Annotated in this window: 17 protein-coding genes and 2 pseudogenes; 8 read left to right on the top strand and 11 right to left on the bottom strand. The window is 43.6% G+C overall.

Features of this window, described 5'->3' with window-relative positions; all coding sequences use genetic code 11:
- Window positions 1-164: 164 nt before the first annotated feature.
- Complete coding sequence (locus JCM14374_RS11920) at window positions 165-557, top strand: pyridoxamine 5'-phosphate oxidase family protein (protein ID WP_054697722.1); 393 nt, start codon at window positions 165-167, stop codon at window positions 555-557.
- Between the two features lie 185 nt (window positions 558-742).
- Here the strand turns inward: JCM14374_RS11920 and JCM14374_RS15990 are convergent, their stop codons facing one another.
- Window positions 743-1,051, bottom strand: coding sequence for an MBL fold metallo-hydrolase (locus JCM14374_RS15990; protein WP_242848993.1), 309 nt, complete (start codon window positions 1,049-1,051; stop codon window positions 743-745).
- 100 nt (window positions 1,052-1,151) lie between these two features.
- Window positions 1,152-1,520 carry an MBL fold metallo-hydrolase gene (locus tag JCM14374_RS14955; protein ID WP_242848994.1) on the bottom strand — a complete coding sequence of 123 codons (369 nt, stop codon included), beginning with the start codon at window positions 1,518-1,520 and terminating at the stop codon, window positions 1,152-1,154.
- 290 nt (window positions 1,521-1,810) lie between these two features.
- On the opposite strand from JCM14374_RS14955, the gene JCM14374_RS11930 reads away from it, so the two are divergent.
- On the top strand, window positions 1,811-2,275 hold the full coding sequence (locus tag JCM14374_RS11930; RefSeq protein ID WP_054697726.1) for an Rrf2 family transcriptional regulator: 465 nt from the start codon (window positions 1,811-1,813) through the stop codon (window positions 2,273-2,275).
- A gap of 179 nt (window positions 2,276-2,454) precedes the next feature.
- Here JCM14374_RS11930 and queE read toward each other — a convergent pair whose 3' ends face one another.
- The 3 genes from queE to queC are packed head-to-tail and all read right to left on the bottom strand — an operon-like array spanning window position 2,455 to window position 4,194.
- Complete coding sequence (gene queE / locus JCM14374_RS11935; RefSeq protein ID WP_054697731.1) at window positions 2,455-3,135, bottom strand: 7-carboxy-7-deazaguanine synthase QueE; 681 nt, start codon at window positions 3,133-3,135, stop codon at window positions 2,455-2,457.
- Window positions 3,132-3,491, bottom strand: coding sequence for a 6-carboxytetrahydropterin synthase QueD (queD, locus tag JCM14374_RS11940; RefSeq protein ID WP_054697734.1), 360 nt, complete (start codon window positions 3,489-3,491; stop codon window positions 3,132-3,134). Before queD ends, queE begins: the two co-directional genes overlap by 4 nt.
- A gap of 1 nt (window position 3,492) precedes the next feature.
- On the bottom strand, window positions 3,493-4,194 hold the full coding sequence (queC, locus tag JCM14374_RS11945; RefSeq protein WP_083454081.1) for a 7-cyano-7-deazaguanine synthase QueC: 702 nt from the start codon (window positions 4,192-4,194) through the stop codon (window positions 3,493-3,495).
- 190 nt (window positions 4,195-4,384) lie between these two features.
- Here queC and JCM14374_RS11950 point away from each other — a divergent pair, with 190 nt between their 5' ends.
- A complete protein-coding gene (locus tag JCM14374_RS11950) occupies window positions 4,385-5,686 on the top strand; it encodes a helix-turn-helix transcriptional regulator (protein ID WP_054697736.1) in 1,302 nt (433 codons plus the stop codon).
- 182 nt (window positions 5,687-5,868) lie between these two features.
- On the opposite strand, the gene JCM14374_RS11955 is transcribed toward JCM14374_RS11950, so the two are convergent.
- Window positions 5,869-6,225, bottom strand: coding sequence for a PaaI family thioesterase (locus tag JCM14374_RS11955; RefSeq protein WP_242848995.1), 357 nt, complete (start codon window positions 6,223-6,225; stop codon window positions 5,869-5,871).
- Between the two features lie 313 nt (window positions 6,226-6,538).
- On the opposite strand from JCM14374_RS11955, the gene JCM14374_RS14110 reads away from it, so the two are divergent.
- The 3 genes and pseudogenes from JCM14374_RS14110 (at window position 6,539) to JCM14374_RS11965 (ending at window position 12,369) form a co-directional block, all read left to right on the top strand.
- Window positions 6,539-6,715 (top strand): hypothetical protein, encoded by a 177-nt coding sequence (locus tag JCM14374_RS14110; RefSeq protein ID WP_207641631.1) that lies wholly within the window; start codon window positions 6,539-6,541, stop codon window positions 6,713-6,715.
- Between the two features lie 236 nt (window positions 6,716-6,951).
- Window positions 6,952-11,219: pseudogene (locus tag JCM14374_RS11960) on the top strand (acyl-CoA dehydratase activase-related protein).
- A 37-nt stretch (window positions 11,220-11,256) separates the two neighbouring features.
- Window positions 11,257-12,369 carry an HD-GYP domain-containing protein gene (locus tag JCM14374_RS11965; RefSeq protein ID WP_054697739.1) on the top strand — a complete coding sequence of 371 codons (1,113 nt, stop codon included), beginning with the start codon at window positions 11,257-11,259 and terminating at the stop codon, window positions 12,367-12,369.
- Between the two features lie 90 nt (window positions 12,370-12,459).
- Here JCM14374_RS11965 and JCM14374_RS11970 read toward each other — a convergent pair whose 3' ends face one another.
- The 4 genes and pseudogenes from JCM14374_RS11970 to JCM14374_RS13210 form a co-directional block, all read right to left on the bottom strand.
- The gene (locus tag JCM14374_RS11970; protein WP_054697743.1) at window positions 12,460-12,879 is read right to left on the bottom strand and encodes a hypothetical protein; all 420 of its coding nucleotides are present in this window, start codon (window positions 12,877-12,879) and stop codon (window positions 12,460-12,462) included.
- 208 nt (window positions 12,880-13,087) lie between these two features.
- Window positions 13,088-13,417 (bottom strand): hypothetical protein, encoded by a 330-nt coding sequence (locus tag JCM14374_RS11975; protein ID WP_054697746.1) that lies wholly within the window; start codon window positions 13,415-13,417, stop codon window positions 13,088-13,090.
- Window positions 13,418-13,646: 229 nt separating this feature from the next.
- Window positions 13,647-14,492: a DegV family protein gene (locus JCM14374_RS11980; RefSeq protein WP_054697749.1), complete on the bottom strand. Its 846-nt coding sequence runs from the start codon at window positions 14,490-14,492 to the stop codon at window positions 13,647-13,649.
- Between the two features lie 661 nt (window positions 14,493-15,153).
- A pseudogene (locus JCM14374_RS13210) lies at window positions 15,154-16,256 on the bottom strand (IS3 family transposase); the annotation flags it as partial.
- A gap of 257 nt (window positions 16,257-16,513) precedes the next feature.
- On the opposite strand from JCM14374_RS13210, the gene JCM14374_RS11995 reads away from it, so the two are divergent.
- Both JCM14374_RS11995 and JCM14374_RS12000 read left to right on the top strand, forming a co-directional pair.
- Complete coding sequence (locus JCM14374_RS11995) at window positions 16,514-18,427, top strand: metallophosphoesterase (protein ID WP_054697755.1); 1,914 nt, start codon at window positions 16,514-16,516, stop codon at window positions 18,425-18,427.
- Window positions 18,382-19,290, top strand: a complete 909-nt coding sequence (locus JCM14374_RS12000) for a tetratricopeptide repeat protein (protein WP_157049111.1) — start codon at window positions 18,382-18,384, stop codon at window positions 19,288-19,290. Before JCM14374_RS11995 ends, JCM14374_RS12000 begins: the two co-directional genes overlap by 46 nt.
- Before the next feature lie 158 nt (window positions 19,291-19,448).
- Here the strand turns inward: JCM14374_RS12000 and JCM14374_RS12005 are convergent.
- The coding region (locus JCM14374_RS12005; protein ID WP_207641632.1) for a hypothetical protein at window positions 19,449-19,720 on the bottom strand (272 nt) is incomplete at its 5' end.

Consider the following 19,720-nt stretch of genomic DNA (forward strand, 5'->3'; position numbering starts at 1 on the left):
GTGCCTCCTTTGACCAAAGAATAGCTTTGTTCATCTTAAGCTTTTAAGATAAAAAGTGTCAAGAGAACCGTCCCCTTGATACCCTTGACACCGGTCCCCTTTGACACCTGAGCTGGTCGAGGTTACTATTTAAAATAAAATTAATCGACAGGAGGAATCTATTAATGCAAGAGGTTTATGAGTTCTTGAAAAAATGCGGTACTTATTTTATCGCGACTATGGACGGTGATCAGCCCAGAGTACGGCCCTTTGGCACAGTTGAAATTTTTGAAAATAAGCTTTATATCCAGACCGGTAAAGTTAAGAATGTATCAAAACAGATAAAAGCGAATCCCAAAATAGAAATCTGTGCTTTGGCAGACGGCAAATGGATTCGTATAGAAGCTGTTGCTGTTGAGGATGACCGGATTGAACCCAAACAGCATATGCTGGACGCCTATCCTCAGTTAAAGTCAATGTATGCTGCTGATGACGACAATACACAAGTATTGTATCTGACAAACGCAACGGCAACCATTGCATCGTTTACAGAACCGCCCAGGGTAATCAAGTTTTAGTGTTAAAACATCAAGGTGTCGAGAGGACGCCTCAATCCGAGACAGCGTCATTAACAAGGTCTATCATCTTTAATGCGGTCACAGGCGCTGACAGCTGCGTAGAGATAAAGTGTCAAGAGAACCGTCCCCCTGACACCGTCAAGTGTCAAGAGAACCGTCCCCCTGACACCAGGCTGGTCTAGACACTAAATCGTACTTATCATATTATATGAAGACCATTCACCACGGGAAACTCTGGTTATGAGCAATACGCGCGGGTACAGTTTCCGGTCTATTTCTTGATCTGTTAGGCCCTGTCGCCTAAGTTCATTGACTCTATCCTGTAGATCAAGGAGAAAGTCTAGCTTTTGCCGAAACATCTTATGTCCGTTCTCGATTACCCCGCTATGTGAACAGAATACGGTATCAAACTCAAGCCTCAGGATTTTTTGAATAGAAGCGATGGTATCCTTCATATTTTCATCATAATAGGCAACGATCTGCCTGTTGCCCACATATAGATCCCCCGTGAACAGCCAACCCTGGTTCTTTTCATGGAATACCTTATGATATGGGCAATGACCGGGTGAATCGATTACATCAAATGTATAATGGTCAGTGATTAAAATGTCCGGAATCGGTTGCGGATAAAAAGGTGGCCTTTTCCCCCATATTAAATGATGATATAACCCGTATCTGGCTTTTTTGGGCAAATGGAATAGACTGTTCATGCAGATAAACCGGCACCCGCAGTTCTTTTTGCAGCCAGGCGGCCATTCCCGTATGGTCTTCATGCACATGGGTCAAAGCAGCCTGCTGAAGGTGATTTTCCATAAAAAAGCCACTGCTGCTCTGTCTTAGGCTGTAAGGCCCGGTATCAATTAAAAGCCCGTCAATAATGTACAGATAGATCCCAAGCCTCCAGCCTAATAAAGAGCGTTCATCCTGGCCTATGATGATATTGCTGTAACGGCTGGTTTTCATTTGTCTTTCATCTCCTTTGCATGATGCTGTCAATAAGCCCTTTGCCTCACTTTTGCAGTATCAATGGTTTAACCTTTAGACATTATCGCTCAATCCGTTTGTATCAAACTTAAAAGATGTAACTATTATGGTTACATACTATATCAGCAAATAATCTGTCTGGCAACTCTTTTTTAGGTAGTAATGGAGATGGAGAAGGCGTTTCTTACCTTGAAGAGTATTCGATCAGGTGTTATGATGTAACTGCAACGATTACATCTGGTGAAATGACTAATGGGGGGTGAAATGAGATGCAATTAAGCAGTAGGTTCCCCGTTGCTGTACAAATACTTATTATCATCGCCTGGGTTCCGGATGATTATAAAGTAACCAGCCAGGTCCTGGCCTCGAGTGTTAACACCAACCCGGTGCTGATTCGCCGTATTATGGGGCAGCTGAAGAATGGCGGTCTCATTACCATAACCCCGGGTACTGGCGGGGCGCAGCTTACGCGCAGGGCCGAAGAGATTACCCTGTTGGATGTTTATCGGGCTGTCGAATTGACCAGCCAGGACGTACTGTTTGGTTTGCATGAAACTCCTAATCCCGAATGTCCGATTGGGAAAAGAATCAATCAGGTTCTCAAGCCTGCCTTGGACCAGGCCCGGCAGGCGCTGGAAGATTCGCTGGAGCAGGTGACCATTGAAGAACTGGTCGCGAGCTTCCCATCCTTTGATGCGGACAAAGCCGAAGGAATTATAACATCTTCCTGGTAATGAAACTGGTTCTTTTTTTCGTTCCCCCGCAGCATTACATGATAGGTTCCCTTTTCGGTCAGTATCCGCTGGTGTCTGGGCATAGCTTTTGCCTCCTTTGACCAAAGAATAGCTAATGTTCATCTTAAGCTTGTAAGATAAAAAGTGTCAAGAGAACCGTCCCCCTGACACTTTTTGCATTATACCCCAGGCTTATTTCCCCAGGCCAGGACATGCATCTGAGGTAAAACCCGCAGGTTGTCACTGATACCCGAATCATTAGCAGCCATTTCCACCAGGGCGCGATATTTGGACAGCAGTTTATCTGCGGTATCATAATCAGGTTCGCAACCAACCTGCAATACCATGGGTATCTCAGGATAACGCAGGTGAAGCTCGCGCGCGTACTGGTAATCGGCCAGGGTTAAGACTACCACCTTGAAATGCATTTTTGCCGCCCCCTCCACGAAACGATCCAGCACCAGTTTGCCATCTGCCATACCCGAACTGGGAGGTTTGGGCGACAGGTTAATCATATCTGCCATACCCAAACAATCCTGCCAGATAGATCCCTGAGTTTCCACGTGTATTTCGTAACCTGCATCCCGCAGTACTGTTATGAGCGGCTGTAAATCATGAATACAGGGGTTTCCGCCCGTCAAGGTTACCGTAGTACAATAAGCAGACAGGGTTTTAAGTTTTTTTAATATGTTTTGGGGACTGAAATAAATGACATCGGTATCTTCCAGCGCATAAGCCGTATCACACCACTTACAGCGGTAATCACAACCGGCCAGCCGTACAAACATGGTCCGCTGCCCCATATTTACGCCTTCACCTTGAATGGTAGGACCGAATATTTCGACCACCGGATACATCATAGAATTACCTCGGCATAAGCGCTCTGGTTTTCCCAGAGCCTAACTTTTTGCAATTTAACCGGACCGGCAAACAGGGGTTCCAGTATCTTAACTATCCAAACAGCCATGTTTTCAACCGTGGGGTTAAAAGATACGACTTCATTCAGGTAGCTGTGGTCAACCAGAGAAATAACCTTGTCCTCAACCAGGCTCTTAATGTCGAAAAAATCCACAATCATATCTGATACTAACGGTCCGGTGACAGTAACTTCCAGCTTGTAGGTGTGTCCGTGTATCCGGGAACAAGGCCCGGAATAATCATTCAGGTGGTGAGCGGCGTCAAAGGTGAATATCTTAGTTAACGAAACCTGCCTCATTTTAGTCCTCCCAATTAATATAAATCTCATATTGCACAGGGTCTTTTAATCCCGCCAGTTTAAAGGCGGCAATACGGCTTACGCAGGTGGGGCATTTGCCGCAGTGCAGTTCACGCCCGGAATAACAGCTGTAGGTCAGGTGAACCGGAGTATTTAAGCGCTGGGCCGTTTCAACTACTTCTTTCTTGTTCAGCCACTGCAGAGGGGTTAACAAACGGACCTGATGATAGGTGCCGATGTAAATAGCATTGGCCATAGCCCCATTGAATTCGGGTGTGCAATCAGGGTAGGCAAATCCTCTGGCATCCTCGGCATGAGCGCCATAGTAAATACATCCAGCCCCTTCAACCAGAGCCAGGGCCGCAGCTGCCGAGAGCAGATTACCATTGCGGAAAGGTACGTAAGTAGGAGAAACGCCAAAGGAATCGGATATCTCCTGGTAACTTAATTCCGGCTGCTCCAGATTGGGATCAACCAGAGTCGAACCATAACCCGTAAATATGTGGGGCAGCTCAAATACCTGGTGTTTGCACCCGTAATACCCCGCAATATTTTGCGCTGCATACACTTCACGCCTATGTTTTTGTCCATATAATAACGACAGAGTTATAATATTTTCCGCCCCCCACGAATCCACCGCCATGGTGAGGCAGGTTGTGCTGTCCAAACCGCCTGACAGGAGTACCAGAGCTTTTGATGACACAGTTGTACCTCCTTAAGAAATCAGAACCCATTTTTAGATAATAGAACTATATTTTCTTCAGTCTATCATGAAGCCGTCCCATATATGAATCACAAATCTTAAGTGCCTATTATTTCTGAGAGGGATTTTAGAAAATTTATAGAAAAAAAGAAAATAATGAAATCACACCAGCAAAAGGAAGGCGAGGCAGATGATTAAGAGGAATCGTACTGCATCTATGGCCGAAAGTGCGATAAGGCTCAGAAATTTTATTGTGGACAACCCGGACCTGGAGCAGGACGAATTGATGCAAGCTCTGAAAATAGGCAGCCAGGCCAACCTGTACAGCCTGCTCTTGGGTTTGAGCAATGATGAGGAAATATGCGTAAATGGAGAGTTCCTGGTATTAAATGCAGGCCAACGATTAACCACTGGTGATATTGATGATTACTTAAACGATAATCCCCAGAGTGAAAAAGCTGCTCCCAGGCTGGCAGAACGCTTGTTATACCTCTACTGGTGCCTGCATAAAGCCATTCCTGATGGGGGATTAACCTTTGAGGCCATAATGAATATCTATATTGAATTATTTATGGACAGTACAGGGCAGGTTCCCAAGGCCGGTGCGTTGAAGCGCATGATATACCGGGATATGGAGGAATTTGAGAGACTAAAGATTTGGATAGATCGTTCTGATACTACTAAAAAATATTGTTTACGGGATGAATACCTGCCCAAGTTATCAGCGGAAAGCGCAGCCGCAGTATATGTCAGTATGCTTCTTTACCGGGATACGCTTATGGACCAGGCCACCTTGTGCGCCAAAGAACAGTTAGAAAAGGCCTTTTTTAAAAGGTTCCCCGAACGTTCAAAGCTCTTAAAAGAAAGAATTTATGTACTGGGGGATACCCTGGCCAATCCCAAGGAATTCGGCGACAATCTGGGCAAGCTGATCCGGGCGGTGGGAGAGTCGTTCAGAATCAAAATAAGCTACATTAATAATGAAGGGGAAAAATCAGACAGATTGCTCGAACCCCTGGGGTTAGTATGTAAAAGAAATGTCTGGTACCTGATAGCACGTGAGGTTGAAAAAAACGAACCCCGGACTTTCAGGGTTGATCAGATTATGCACCTGAGTGTGAGGGACAGTGAGGCGTTTGCATATCCTCCCGGTTTTTCTCTGGCTGAATATATTGGCTGCAGCTGGGGCGTATTCAATAATGACCAGATTGAAACCGTTCGCCTGAAGTTCTCTCCCAAAGTCGCCTTCCGGGTAAAAAACCTGCACTACCACCCCAGCCAGAAGATCGCGCAGGAATGTACAGATGGCTCGGTAATACTGGAGTTTGAGGTCTGCGGACTCCTCGAAATGCAGAATTGGATTATGCAGTGGGGGACAGAGGTAGAAGTGCTGGAACCGTTATCATTGCGTGAAGAAATTCTGCAGACGGCACGCAACATTATAAATAAATACAGAGCTAAAAATAAAAGAAAAACCCGGCGGTCTTATTAACAGGAGAAGCTGAATAACCGGCAGACGTTTTTTCCAACCTTTCCGTGCATCTTTTCCATAATGAAACGGATCTCCTCTCACAGCCGTGATAAAATCACCGGCAATCTCATCGCAGAAGTTTGCGTTTTGAACCCCTGCTTTCAATGCCTAGATTTATCAGTCTGAGAGCTGCGTTGCAGAAACTACTGGATAAACTTGGCGGGTATCCTTTCAGGAGTATAGTCAGTCAATTGCGGAATGGTTTGCAGACCCTGGGTTATCAGAAGTTTGGAACTTCCGTGAGCCAACACTTTTCCATCTTCATTCGTAACACTAACTTCAGCCAGGCAAACCGTTCTGCCGATTTTAATTCGTTCTCCTCTGGCCAGCAAATTTCCCGATTTAATAGAACTCAAGTTATTAACATTAACATCCATCGAAATCAACCCTACATCTTCGGGCAGTTCGGCATAAGGCGCCCAGTAGGCGGCGGTATCTATAAGCGAAGAATATACCCCTCCCTGAATGGCACCATAAGGAGAAAGCAATTCTTTTTTCATTTCGATTTTTACCAGCGAATACCCTATGCCGATTTCTTCAATAAGTCATGGAAAGATGTTTGAAATAAGGGCTGTTATTAATCACCTTAATCAATCCGTCTATATGTTGGGGATTTAACTGCATACAAAGTACTCCTCCTGCATGGTTATTTATAGAACATTATAAGATAAAATAGTAATTCTTCCCAAGAACCTTCCTTTAATTTTAACCTCTCATAAAAGAAGATGCGAATTATAACTTGAGGATACAAACATCAGTCTGAGAAGAAAAGGAAAAAATGTTTATAATGCAGCTTACACATTAAACAATTTCTTGACAACAGCAAAAACTGTTTACAACAATGGTGCAACCAATGAGATTTATTACTTCACCGGCCAAAAATGGTATAACCTGGTTAAGGCTGAAACTATGGGCCTTGTACAGGCAGCTGAAGCAGCACCGAGCAATATTAACGGCAATGGACTATACACATACTGGAATATGCAATAATCATTAATTAATTAACACCCCCGGCATCCCTCAGGAGTTTCTTGAGGTGCGGGGGTATTTGTTGTTATAACAGGATTTTAAATGCGAAAGCAGAAATATAAATGATAACGCATTACGTAAACAATTGACCCGAAGGCCTTTATTGAGCTATCTTTACTCTAGAGCCTAAATTGTAGATACAGTCATAGACATATGTGCTTGTTTTGGATTTTGGCAAGGAGGTTTCCTTTTTGTCTATTTCATCACTGCTGCTGGGCCTGGATGTAGGTTCAACTACCGTTAAACTGGTTATACTTGATTCGGATGGTATTCCGGTTATTAAAATATGTGAACGTCATCATACCGATATAAAAAACACCGTATTGGAACTTACCAGGCAGGCCTGCCATGAGATAGGTGATTGTACGGTAACCGCACTGATCACCGGTTCGGCGGGTCTGGGTTTATCCAAACGCCTGGGTATGGGATTTATCCAGGAAGTAATAGCCTGTAACGCCGCTATCGAAAGGTTTTTGCCTGACACTGACATAGCTATTGAACTGGGCGGCGAAGACGCCAAAATCACTTATTTTAAAAATGGCGTGGAACAGCGTATGAATGGGATCTGCGCCGGGGGTACCGGGGCCTTTATCGACCAGATGGCCGTACTGTTAAAAACTGATCCCGCTGGGTTAAACGCCTTAGCCGCTTCCCATAAGGTGATATACCCCATCGCTGCGCGCTGCGGGGTTTTTGCCAAAAGCGACATTCAGCCTCTCTTAAACGAGGGTGCGGCTCGGGAAGATATAGCCGCCTCGATCTTCCAATCGGTTGTAAATCAGACTATCAGCGGGCTGGCCTGCGGACGGCCCATCCGCGGCAAAATTGCATTTCTCGGAGGACCTTTGCATCACCTCCCCGAATTGCGCCAGCGATTTAAAGAAACGCTCAAATTATCAGATGAAAATGCCATCTGTCCTGATGACGCTCAGTTCTTTGTCGCCATGGGCGCGGCCCTCGTATCTGCAAATAGCAAAGAGCAGAGTTTAAACAGTATTGTCAACCTTTTGACCAATTTGGAACATACGCCTGAAGATGACGTGCATCACCTGTCCCCGCTTTTTACCGGGGACAGCGAATTGGAGGCATTCCGCCTGCGCCATTCGGGCCGCCGGGTCCCGGTGCGCGAACTCAATTCTTACTCGGGTCCGGGTTTTTTGGGAATAGATGCCGGTTCCACCACGACCAAGGCGGTCCTCATTGATGATGAGGGAAATATAATTTATACATATTACGGCAGCAATCAGGGCAGCCTATTAAATCAGCGGTTGAGATCATGAAGGATTTGTACTCCCGGCTGCCGGAAACGGTTAATATAGCAAACTCCACGGTAACCGGTTACGGGGAGGGGCTAATTAAGGCCGCATTAGGGGTTGATATAGGGGAAATAGAAACCATAGCCCACAGCACGGCTGCCGAGTATTTCTGTCCGGGAGTGCAGTTCATTCTTGATATCGGCGGTCAGGATATGAAGTGCATGCGCATTGAGGATGGAGTGATACAGAATATTATGCTCAATGAAGCCTGCTCGTCCGGCTGTGGGTCATTTATCGAAACCTTTGCCAGTTCGTTGGGTATGCCGGTAGAGGATTTTGCTGCTGAGGCCTTACGTTCCGCTTCTCCGGTCGACCTGGGCTCGCGCTGCACCGTATTTATGAACTCCCGGGTAAAGCAGGCTCAAAAAGAAGGAGCTACAGTCGGAGACATATCCGCCGGGTTGTCTTATTCAGTAATTAAAAACGCTTTGTATAAGGTAACCAAAATCAGGAACAACGAAGAACTGGGTGAAAAGATCGTGGTTCAGGGCGGGACTTTTCACAATGATGCCATCTTGCGCACCTTTGAACTAATTACCGGCAAAGAAGCCATACGACCAGATATATCGGGATTAATGGGGGCTTTTGGCGCAGCTCTTATTGCCCGGGAAAGATATAAACCGGGATATAAAAGCACCCTGGCAGGGCGGCAAATGATCGAAAACTTTTCATATACCACTACAACCAGGCGTTGTGGGGGGTGCGCCAATAACTGCCTTTTGACCGTAAACCGTTTTAAAGACAGCGGGACATTCATATCCGGAAACCGCTGTGAACAACACCTGAAAAAGGATAAAAACCGCACCGACATGCCTAATCTTTATGCTTACAAGTGGCAGCGCCTTTTTGGCTATGAGCCTTTAGCGGCTGAACAGGCCAGAAGGGGAACTATAGGTATACCCAGGGTTTTAAACATGTTTGAAAACTATCCCTTCTGGTTTACCTTCTTCACCCGCCTGGGTTTTCGGGTGGAGTTGTCGCCGCCTTCATCGCGGCAAATATACGAAATGGGCAGTGAGACTATTCCCTCCGAGTCGGCCTGTTATCCAGCCAAAATGGTGCATGGCCACGTAGCTGCTCTTATATCCCAGGGGGTTAAAACCATTTTTTATCCGGGTATAATACACGAGCGCGGGGAAACGGCTGCCGATAATTGCTACAATTGCCCCATGGTGGTTTCATACCCGGACGTAATTAAAAACAACCTGGATATGCTGAGGGAACAGGGAATAACATTTATCAACCCATTTCTGCCCTATAATAATAAACCGCGTCTTATTAAACGTCTTTATGAAGAACTCAGTTTTCTGGGTCTCTCCAGGCGTGAGATTAAGCAGGCGGTTGAAGAGGCCTGGCAGGAAGATGAGCGCTTTAAAAGCGACATAAGACAAACAGGCCAAAGGATATTGGAGTACCTGGAAGAAACCGGGAGCCGGGGCATAGTCCTGGCGGGACGCCCTTATCACCTGGACCCGGAAATTCACCACGGCATACCTGATTTTATTAACAGCTGCGGTTTTGCCGTCTTAACGGAGGATTCTGTAGCCCATCTCATTAATGTTGAACGACCGTTAAGGGTACTGGACCAGTGGATGTATCATTCCCGGCTTTATGCCGCTGCCGAACTGGTAGGCAGCAAACCTAACCTGGAGTTAATCCAGCTTAATTCTTTCGGCTGCGGTCTGGATGCGGTTACGACCGACCAGGTGCAGGAGATTTTGCACCGTTATGGGCGCTTGTATACCAGTATCAAAATTGATGAAGTAAGCAATCTGGGTACAGCCCGTATCCGGATTAGATCATTGATTGCTTCTCTGCAGAAAATTAATCGTCCTGCTGCGATGCCGAAGCCGATGATGGGCAGGATAGTCTTTACTGAGGAAATGAAGAAAAACCACACCATTTTATGTCCGCAGATGTCTCCGATTCATTTCGAGTTTATAGAACCGGTGTTCAGGAGCGAAGGCTATCAATTAGAACTATTGCCTCAGGTGGATCGGGAAGCGGTGGAGGAAGGACTGCGTTATGTAAACAATGATGCCTGCTATCCTTCTATTATGGTAATCGGGCAATTGCTGCAAGCCCTGAAATCAGGACGCTATGACCTGGAGAATACCTCGGTTATTATTTCCCAGACCGGGGGAGGATGCCGGGCCAGCAATTATATCGGGCTTTTGCGCAAGGCGTTGATTGAAGCTGGTCTGCCCAATATTCCGGTATTATCAGCCAACTTTTCCGGAATGGAAAAACAGCCCGGCTTCAAACTCACCAGGTCTTTGCTGGAGAAGGCTATGATGGGACTCGTTTACGGGGATGTGCTGATGAGGGTATTGCACCGCGTGCGTCCCTATGAAAGTATTCCAGGGTCTGCTAATCAGCTGTTTAAAAAATGGGTGGTTAATTGCAAACAACAGCTTATTTCCGGAGATAAACAGAAGTTTAAAGAATATATTTATGCTATAGTCAAGGAATTCGACCGGCTGGAGATAAAGTCTGAGCCCAAACCGCGGGTGGGAGTAGTCGGAGAAATATTGGTAAAATATCATCCTGAAGCCAATAACCACATTGTTAATTATTTGGAACAAGAAGGCGCAGAAGTAATAATACCGGATATGCTGGACTTTTTCACCTATTGCGCCTATGATAATGTCTTCAACTATTATTATTTGGATAGGAAATTACGACAACTTATTAATAGCAGTATTTCTATAAGATATATGGAGAACTGGCGTAGTGCGGCTAAACGGGCTCTCAGCGCCAGCAGACGTTTTGAACCTCCGCAATCCATATACCGCCTGGCGCAAGGGGCCAAACATATTCTGTCATTAGGTCATGCCAGCGGCGAAGGCTGGTTCCTCACGGCGGAAATGGTCAAACTGATTAAAATGGGGGCACCTAATATTGTGTGTGTGCAGCCATTTGCCTGCCTGCCCAATCATGTTACCGGCAAAGGAATGATCAAGGAATTAAGACGTAATTATCCGGAGGCCAATATCATAGCTGTGGACTATGATCCCGGCGCCAGTGAGGTGAACCAGTTAAACCGCCTGAAAATGATGCTGGCGGTAGCCATGAAGAATATGTCTTTGTCAAATAGGATAGTCTTGCCGGACTCTGCTTTGGATGAGGCGGCAATGAGCCTGGATTAGCCCGGGTTAACAGCTTATATTTGAGGAGGGGCGATAGATGGAGAGATTATACACAGACCAGTTAAGACCTGGCATGATGATAGCGCGAACAGTATACGGAGCTGACGGCCGGCCTCTTCTAACCCAGAACACTCAGCTAACCGAAGCCTACATTCGTCGGCTTGATAATTTGGGAATCGGCTCGGTATATATTAAGGATGGTTTTTCCGACATTGAGATCCCAGAAATTATATCTGCCCAGGTAATGACCGCGGTTTCAACCAATCTGAAAACTGCACTGGTAGACTTTGCGCAGAGAAAGGCCATCGACATTGCAGCGGTTAAGAAAAGCGTTGCTTTATTGATAGATAATATCCTGATGAACCGCCATTTACTCATTCACATTGAAGATATACGCAGTTACGATGATTATCTGCTGTTTCATTCCATAAATGTTGCGGTTTTGTCTGTAATGACCGGGCTGAGCCTGGGCTATCCCGAGGGAAACTTGATGGATTTGGGCATGGGGGCTCTTTTACATGATATAGGTATGATTTCTGTGGCCCCTGAGATTCTAAGTAAAACTGAGGAATTAAACGGATTTGAAAGAGCGCAGGTGCGCAAACACCCCGAAGTTGGTTTTAATATCCTGCGAAATTACCGTGAGATCTCTACTCCGGCAGCTCATATAGCGTACCAGCATCACGAAAGATTTGACGGCGCCGGGTATCCCCGGCAGCTGAGCAAGAAGCAGATAATAGAATATGCTAAAATCGCAGCCGTGGCTGATACCTTCGACGCGGTTGTGTCTGATCGCCCCTATCGCAAAGGCTACTCCACTACGGACGGCTTAATTGTGGTTAAGAAACTGGTCTCAAGTTATTTTGATCCTGATATTGTAGAGGCCTTTGCCGCTAATATTGCCATGTACCCGGTGGGCTGCTTATTGGAATTAAGTAATGATAAAATCGCCGTGGTTATTTCCGCCACCAAAGCGAATGCCAGCCGTCCGGTTGTATATGTTATCTGTGATAAAGAAAGAAATCTGGTTCAGCCATTCTACGGGATCGACCTGATGCAGAACCGAGATGTGAGAATTATAAAGCGGTTGGATAAAGAAGAAACCGAATCTATACGTTCGGTAATGCGCACCCAAATAAATGTTAAATGACCTTTCAATCTGGAGCTGGAAAACGGCTCTCGCTTCAAAGGTGTTAATCTGTGGCTGTTTTCTGACTAAATCTGCGTTGATTAATAACTACTATAAGCGGCAATTATGGGCCGCAAAGCATTTCTCTAATTCATCTCTTAATTCGGCACCGTTTTCATAATCATCGGGCTGCAGTCTTTTCTTATTGCCGACCGTAGTTTCTATCATATAGGCAGGATCACCTGTAATGCCGGTTTTTTTAATGGTTTTTATTTCGCTGAAGGCTATGCAATGATGCTGGCCGGATTCGCAGAAGACCATGCCTTTATCATTCAATTCTATATAATCGCCCACCCGTTTTTTACCCCGTTGATTGGTAAAAATCATAATTATCAGACCAGCAGCCGCGATAGCCGCCGCATACAAAGACGAAACCGTTCTCCACACCAGCAGACCGGCCAGGAACAATAAGGCCAGCCAAACCCAGCTGCTGGGATACCACGATTTTTCACTGACATCATAACGTTTCATTTCTCTGCATCCTCTCATTTTTTTGCGCTTCGAATTCCAGGGTGCTGATCTTCCATCCCTGTCCTGACTTGTGCATAGTTATCCGGAATAAATAACAGTCTCCCCATTGATAACAGTCATTATATTCACGTGCAAAACGACCGTGTTTGCATCTTGGGTTAGTATACGAATCTTATCTCTATCGTCATTTGTCAAAACTGGAATCCCGTCAGCAGGTGTTATCACCAGGCTCTGTACCGATTCTTCCCAGCGTGCATTCTTCAATAACAGCTTCTGCCAAAGCGGGTTCAAAAAACTGCGTCAGGTAAGCAAAAGCCTGGACTTTACTGGAGCCGTGCAAAGGTATTCGGTAAATACCCTCGCACCTGCATTCACCCAGAAACGAACTATAGGCCGCAAAGCCGCTGAGCATATCCGTCATGGCATCAGTTTGTAACGGTATATCCTTGATTTTATCAGGTTCAGCCTGGATGACCGGTGTACATTGACAAAAACAAAGAATTATCGTAACTATTATACCCCAAAATAGTCTGCGCATTGTCCCACCTCCGTTGCATATTACCATTATAAACAAATGGAAATATTTTACAACAAGAGATGTTAATTAAAATAACAGGGCGAGCGAAACACCATCACCCTGTCATTGCGAGCGCAGCGCTCGCAATGACCCTATTAACATTTGCCATCTGGAACAACCGTAACGGTCGTTGTTATGAAATAACCTAGCAGGTTGTTTGCTGCGTATAATCAGACAGCTGTTAAGTTTATTAAACCTGGTAAAAGCTTACGCCTAAAAGCCCGGGACCGGTATGTACTCCCAGGGCGGGACTGATATCAGAACTTATTATTTCTTTAATATTAGGTAATTTGTTAAAGCGTTCCAAAAGTTTTTCACATTCACGTGCTGCGCCGCCATGCATGACCGCCAGATTAATTTGCTTTTCCTTGACGGCATTTTCTACTATCTCTACAAGTTTTTCTATTGATTTGCGCCGCCCTCTGGCCTTGCAAAAGGTAAAATATTTGCCCTGTTCGTCAACTGATATAATAGGTTTAATATCCATCAATTCGCCCAGCATACTGGCGACTTTGCCTATCCTGCCGCCCCGCCGCAGGTATTCCAGGGTCTCGATGACATAATAAACCTGTACCTTGGACTGCAATTGATGCACCTTTTCCTTAACGTTTTCAAAACTCATGCCATTGGAAATATTGCGGGCGGCTTCTAAAACTATCCATCCGGTGCCCATTGACAGGGTGCGCGTATCTACAACATGTACTTTCATATCTTTAATTTCTTTGGCTATCATATCGACCGCCTGAACTGTGCTGGAAAGCGCGCTGGAAATATGCAGCGCCAGGACATGAGTAAATCCTTCTTGGCGGATTTTATCAAACATACTGCGAATGTCCTCCAGAAGAGGCAGTGAAGTGGTTGGTACTTCTCCCGGCATACGCCGGTATACATCTTCCGGTTCGATATCCACCCGGTCGCGGTACTGCTTATCCGGATATATCACCCAGGCAGGCAGCATTTTAATATTAAAGTGGTTGATAACATCCCGGGGTAAATCTGACATGCTGTCAATCAACAAAGCGATCTTTTCATTCAAAACAATCTCTCCTTAGAATAATTTTTCCCGGTGCATAACCGGGTAACAAACAAAAGCATCATATGTATAATTATGGCACATGAGTATGTGCCTTACAAACGCCGATATTTAATGGAATATACTTATTCTAACTTATCAAAGCTGTTTAAACAAATTGTGTTAATAAATTATACACATGGAGGCTTTGGTATCTGATATTATTTATCTGTATCATCGTCAACATCCTTTCTACTATCACCCCTTTGCATGTTTTGGCCTCATACAAAAGGGTAGTGGATTTCCCGGGTGCTGGCGATGTTTTTTTTCCAGTTTACCGCTGTATTTTTATGTTGCCATTTGCTGCACTTTTATTTTGCCATAAACAGGACATAGAAGAAGGAAGTGTCTGGACTATTAAAGAAGGTTTCTCCTATCTTGATGAATACCTGACAAGACGATGGCCAGGGAAAAGCCTGCCCGAACTAATGAATAACAAGAACATCCGTACAGAGCTCATAGTGGACCTAAAGACTAATACCAGGCTATCCGTTAGGGCCATAGCTAATTTGCTGGGGATTAATCGAGGGATCGTACAGAAAACGAATGATAGCAGATGACTGTATAGACCAAAAAAGGTGTCAAGAGAACCGTCCCCTCGACCGACACCTCCCCTCGAGACCTGGCATCTATATTCAAGCGACCCATGGAGCCACTGTTCATTGTAAAACCTGATATATTGGTTTAGCCCTTTACGCAGGGATTTCGGGGTTTCATACTCATTGAGATAGATATTTTCGTACTTGAGCGTCCGAAAGAATCGCTCAACAAAGATATTGTCCAGGGCACGCCCCTTCCCGTCCATGGAGATCTTGATCCCTTCGGTCTGAAGAAGTTCTATATAGTCCGCGTTGGTAAACTGACTACCTTGATCACTGTTGATGATTTCAGGCTTGCGGTGCTGGAATGCTCTTTTAAGGCATTCCAGCACCCAATGACGATCCATACTGGTGCTTAATTCGTAGTCCACTATATAGCGACTGTAAAAATCTATGATAACGAATAGATACATGAACCCATGGCGCAGACGTATGTAAGTAATATCCACGGCCCATACCTGATCCGGATGATTGATCTTTAAATTTCTCAGTAGATATGGGTGCACATAATTAGCATGCAGGCGCCTACTAAGATTGGGACCGGGACAGATTCCCTGAATCCCCATTATGGCCATAAGTCTGAGGACTTGCTTGCGATTTATCCTGGCGCCCCTTGGCTTGCATTTCCACAGTAATTCTGCGGTATCCGTAAAAGGGACATTTGATATAGATTTCATCGATTAGCCGCATATCATCGAGGTCTGTCTGTGACCATTGGTTTGTAGGTGGTTGCCGATAAAGGCTGCTCCGATTAACGGTCAATAGATAGGCCTGCCTTGTAAGGCTAATGCGATGGTTTCCATGGTCCGCCATGGTTTTCCGAATATCTGTTGTACTACTTGAGGCCAGATTTTTTTTTGAGCCGATCAATCTCATAGGATTGCTGACCGATGATCTGTTGATAACGGGATTCTTTTTCTTCCATCTCTTTTTTGAGTTTCCCGGCCTCGTCCTTGTTACGTTCGAAGACAACAGAGGCATTCTTAACAAAGTCGCTCTTCCACTGGCTGAGCATTTGCGGATTCAACTGGTATTTGGCGGCCACCTGGTTCAGGGTCGATTCTTCTCGTAGTAGTTCTAATACGACCTTGGCCTTGAATTCAGCTGTGTAACGATTTCTCTTTTCCATGTTCCTTAGTTTAGCTTATTTTTTACCTCTGTGTGTCTCACTACCTGGGAGCATTATAGGCACATCCATCCCCGGTGCCAGCCGACAGGGAACCGGTGGACGGGCATGGCCTGGAGCGGAATATCTTAACAAGAGCATTTATTAATACAATCAAACAAATTCTAGAAAATATTTTGCAAACAAATAGGTTTTTTAAAAGGATTTATTATTTGAATGCCGAAATATGGTAAACACATGTAATAATGGGGGTTAATTTCTTGGAAAATAATTATATTAGATGGTTGCATTTATCAGATTTTCACGTAGGACGGGATTCTTATGGGCAAATAAAACTATTTGAACAAATAATCAATCATATAGATATCAGGATAAATAATGGTAAAATTCCAGATTTCATATTTATTACTGGTGATATAGCACATAATGGACAACAAAATGAATATGATCTTTTCATGTCAGAATTTATTAATCCACTTAAATCACTGTTTGATAATAATGGTATTCCGTTTCGGCTTTATGTAGTACCTGGTAATCATGATTATGATCGTAATATTGGTGATGGTTCGTCACTTCATGGTTTATTGAAAGATAAACCATTTTTCCTTGATCCAACTGAGGATGGACTAAATTACCGATCGGAAATATTTCCTCGCTACAATAGCTATTGTAATTTTGATAAGTTCACTACAACTGATTGGCTTAAATCTTCAGAGGGTTTCTATTCAAAAACAGAAACCATTAACAATTACAATGTTGGTATTTTAGGCCTTAATTCAACTTGGCTTTCATGTGATAAGTATGATCGTCATAATTTGGATTGGGGATTATATATGGTTGAAGAAGGATTAAAAAAGATATCAGATTGTGATCTAAAAATTGTATTAACTCATCATCCGTTAAATTGGTGCGAAGATAATAAAATTCCTCCGATTAGGACAGTACTCAACAATGGTAGCAACTTCCTTCTTCATGGGCATTTGCATAATTCTGGTGAATCTGATTTAAGTAGCTCCGAATGTCCTCATGTTCAATGTGGAGCTGCCTTTTTAATTAGAGAAAGTGATAAGCAAGTGAATCGTCTTTTATGGGGTTCTTTTCACAAGGCTAATCACCAACTTGAAATTGAACCATTTTATTGGAATTCATCGCATCGTTATTGGGTTCCAGATCAAAATGCATTTCCACCAAAGTTGCGAATAGGTGATAGCAATACCTGGAGGATAAATGTGGACATCAACGGAGAAACCGCTTTGCATAATGAATTTGCAGCACAAAACGAATTATCTAAGCGAAGCTTCTTTGTTGGTAGACAACTTTCAAAAGAAAAATTTCATAACTTTCTTATCAACCCAGATTTTAAAATTTTTTTTCTTATTGGTATTAGAGGAATTGGTAAGACTGCCTTTCTTAGTAATGTATATTTCGAAGAATTGTTTAAAACCCGACAATTTCGTGTCGAATTGACAAACTCCCATGATTTCGGGCAGTTCCTACTAGAGCTTTTGGATGAAGTCCATTATGCTATCGATTTAAACAAAGATATTTCTGATCAGCAATACCAAAGAGAACTGTTAATCCGCTTTTTTGAGCAATTTGACAGTTTGAAAGACGCTGTCTTATTGATTGAAAACTTTGATCGTTTATATTTACGTTCAAAGCCAATTGAAAATATTGTTAATACGTTTTTGGAAATAGCTACCTCTAGACGAACATATAATGGTAACAAAATAATAATAACCGCAAATACCCATATAGAATATCCAATTGGAATATCTCATCTCATAGATTACCATAGATTATATAAACTAAATGATAAAGAAATTCGGAAAATCATGGAATACTGGGTTAGACGCCGAGATTCTCGGTCAGGTATTACACCCCCAGTTATTCCAGATAATATAGTTGATTTAGCAGTTGGTCATCCGCTTGCAGCAATAACACTGGCAGACCTTATAGCCCGGAAAAATATTCGGGATACTATAAAACAAACAGGACGACCTTCAACTTTGTTCTATAAAAGATTGATATCTGAATTGTTAGGTGACATAGAATTAAATGAAGAGGAAGAATCTTTCTTACGTTTTGCATCGGTCTTTCGTCGACCTGTTGAGGCGAGGCCTTTTGTTTGTGGGGCGATCCGGAAAAAACGGCAGAAATTCTTGAAGCATTAACAAATAGTTTTCTAATTGAAATTGAAGATGGGAAATACATCGTTCATGAGCTATTTAGGGAATACTTCTATGAGCGAATTCCAAATGAAAATAAAAAGGCTTATCACAACATTGTACGTAATTATTTTAGGGGAAATTTAACCCGATCCGGGTATAGTTCTCTTAACGAAATGTATTTTCACACCATAGCTTCGGGCGATTTGGAAGGTGCAAAAAGATTACCAGTTCTTTATCATAAACAGCTTTTTCAATCAGCTAAGATTGCAAATAGAAAACATCAATTTGATTTAGCTATCTCATATCTTGAAATATTATTAGATAAAAAAATTGTATCAAAAGAATTTTTCTTCGAATTTGCTTTGGCTCTATCTGGTAAAGCAGGCGAGACACGCCGCGAAATCTATTGGCAAGAAGCAGATAAATATTTTTCTCTGGCTGTTGATAATAATCCAAACGCCTATTATTACCAAAGATATGCTTACATATGTGTTAAAGCAAGGCGCTTGCGAGAAGCAGAAATTCACATTAACGCTGCGTTAGCAATTGATGCAGAAAAGCCAGAAAGTTTACTTACCCTAGCACTTCTTAAGGAAAAACAACATGATCCTAAAACACATAAATATTTTTTTGAAGCAAGAATTAAAGGAGAAAATAATAGATTCTGTGTTGTAGAATATGTTTTGTATCTTAATAGAATTAATCATGCAGATTTTTCTAAGGCATTTAAAGAAGCGTTTCTTTTGTTTGGTGACGATACGCGATTGAAACGGCTCATTGATGGCAGTACTATAGATACCCGTTTCGAAGGACTTGAAATGATATCGCTTGAAGAAGAAGAACTAGATGACATTGAAGACGAATAAGCTTTTTGATGTAGTTTTTATTGACTTCTATATTTAGTTTTTAGTCGAATATGTATATTGTTTTCGTTTCCGCCAATCCTCTCCCCCCACCTTGACCCCCTCACACATCTCAAATATTCGCGATACCACCCGGCTGCCGATCTGGTTTTAGAGCTGCTTCAGGGTGCAGTTCGTAGTAAAAAAGTACTGCGCTGCATCCGGTACCGGAGGTCAATGACACCGTAAAGCTGTTCTTCCAGCCATTCGGAAGATTTTTCGCTGATATCGTCCAGGATTACTACGTCATCGGCCCGGACCCGGCTCAGGAGATTGCGGGCCTGGTTTTTTAGTTGATCGGCGCAGTATGATTCCCTGTAAGCGGTAAAATAAAAGGGAGAAAAAATGGCCACTAAAAACGGAGAATATTTACCGTAATGTTCCAAACCAGCTA

Origin of the sequence: Syntrophomonas palmitatica JCM 14374 (genome assembly GCF_001311885.1) — a bacterium.
GTDB lineage: Bacteria > Bacillota > Syntrophomonadia > Syntrophomonadales > Syntrophomonadaceae > Syntrophomonas_A > Syntrophomonas_A palmitatica.